This is a genomic window from Pedobacter sp. (genome assembly GCF_045628745.1).
GTDB lineage: Bacteria > Bacteroidota > Bacteroidia > Sphingobacteriales > Sphingobacteriaceae > Pedobacter.
In genome coordinates, this window is sequence record NZ_JAZQPU010000436.1 from 1 (window position 1) to 1,711 (window position 1,711).

The 1,711-nt window shown below is 41.4% G+C and carries 1 pseudogene; it reads left to right on the forward strand.

The features are described from left to right. Positions 1–471: 471 nt before the first annotated feature. Positions 472–1,684, forward strand: a pseudogene (locus ACR2F7_RS15890) (IS3 family transposase). The last annotated feature ends 27 nt before the right edge of the window (positions 1,685–1,711 follow it).

The following is a 1,711-nucleotide window of genomic DNA, read 5'->3' on the forward strand; positions in this document are numbered from 1 at the left end:
GAGGTATGGCCGGAAGATAAAGCTCTCAAGTGAGGGCTTTATTTTTTTTGTCTTTGATATTTTCAAATCAGTGATAAAATAGACTTACACGAGGATTTTAAGACTTGTGGATAAAGTCACGTTTACGTCAAGATTCCGTCATATTCAAATAAGCTATTGTTTTTACTATAAAGATACTACGTTGACATCGTAGAGGTCAGCAGTTCGAGTCTGCTTATACCTACCAAGATTAGTTTTTATACAGCTTTTTAAGTGCTTGTATAAAGCATAAAACCTCCTAAACTCAACGGTTTAGGAGGTTTTTTTATATTTTGCAGTTTTATGTATCTCTCTAAAACTGCCCCATGTTTGTATCACAGCTTGTATCACGGTTTAATAATCTAACTCCTGATACAAGGTGTATTAACCCCTAATTAAAACGAACACTCAAAATTAAGACCTAGGCATAGCACTAGGGTTAAGGAGTGTTCTATGGAACGTATTGAAGTTATTACATCAGTTCAACGTCGTAGACGTTATACAGGTCAACAGAAAGCACAATTTGTTGCTATGACCATGCAACCTGGATCATCTGTTTCTTCTGTTGCCAGGCAGTATGGTATTACCCCAAGTTTACTGTTTAAATGGAAGAAACTTATGCAAGAAGGTGGAGTAACTGCCGTGGAAGCCAATGATCAGGTCGTCAGCGTATCTGATATAATTCGCTGTTAAAAAAGGTCAAACAGCTGGAGCAAATGCTAGGCCGTAAAACAGTAGAAGCTGAAATTCTCAAAGATGCCTTAGAGATTGCCCAGGCAAAAAAGTACATATCGCACATGCCCTTATTACCACCCAACGATACCCAACACAGCAAATAGCCCATACCTTAGGTGTGTCCAGATCGAACCTTTATCGGCGAATGAAGCAGCCAGAAGCTGCTTCTCGTTTACGATACTCTAAGGCGGATGATATGGTTTTATTACCCATCATTCGGGAGATCTGTGATCAACGGCCGAGTAATGGATATCGACGGGTTACCGCGCATTTAAACCGTTATCTGAAACAGCATGTAATGAAACTTGCTCGGGTCAACCCCAAACGTATTTACCGGATCATGAAGCAGAATCAGTTGCTTCTCACGCGAGACGAGCCATTAAAGAATGATCGGACGCATGATGGGCAAGTTGCAGTATCTGTATCAAACAGCCGCTGGTGTTCGGATGGCTTTGAGATCAAGTGTTGGAATGGTGAGAAAGTACGGGTGATCTTTAGCCTGGATTGCTGTGATCGGGAAATCATGAGTTATCTTGCAACAACTACTGGTATCAGTAGTGACATGGTATGTGATGTACTGGTACAGAGCATGGAAAAACGCTTTGGTGCGGTCAGTTATTTGCCTCAGCCCGTTGAATGGCTGACAGATAATGGCAGTTGTTATATTGCGAAATCGACACGACAATTTGCACATGCACTTGGTTTTCAGATCTGTACCACACCGATTAGAAGTCCACAGAGCAATGGGATGGCGGAAGCCTTTGTAAAGACATTCAAACGGGATTACGTCTATTTGAATGATGTGCCTGATGCTAAAACTGTGCTGAATGCTTTGCCGCTATGGATAGAAGATTACAATTGCAATCATCCACATAGTGGATTAAAAATGAAATCCCCTCGGGAGTTTCGGGCGCTAAAATTAGCGAGTTAACTGTCCGTTTTTACGGGGGCTAATACA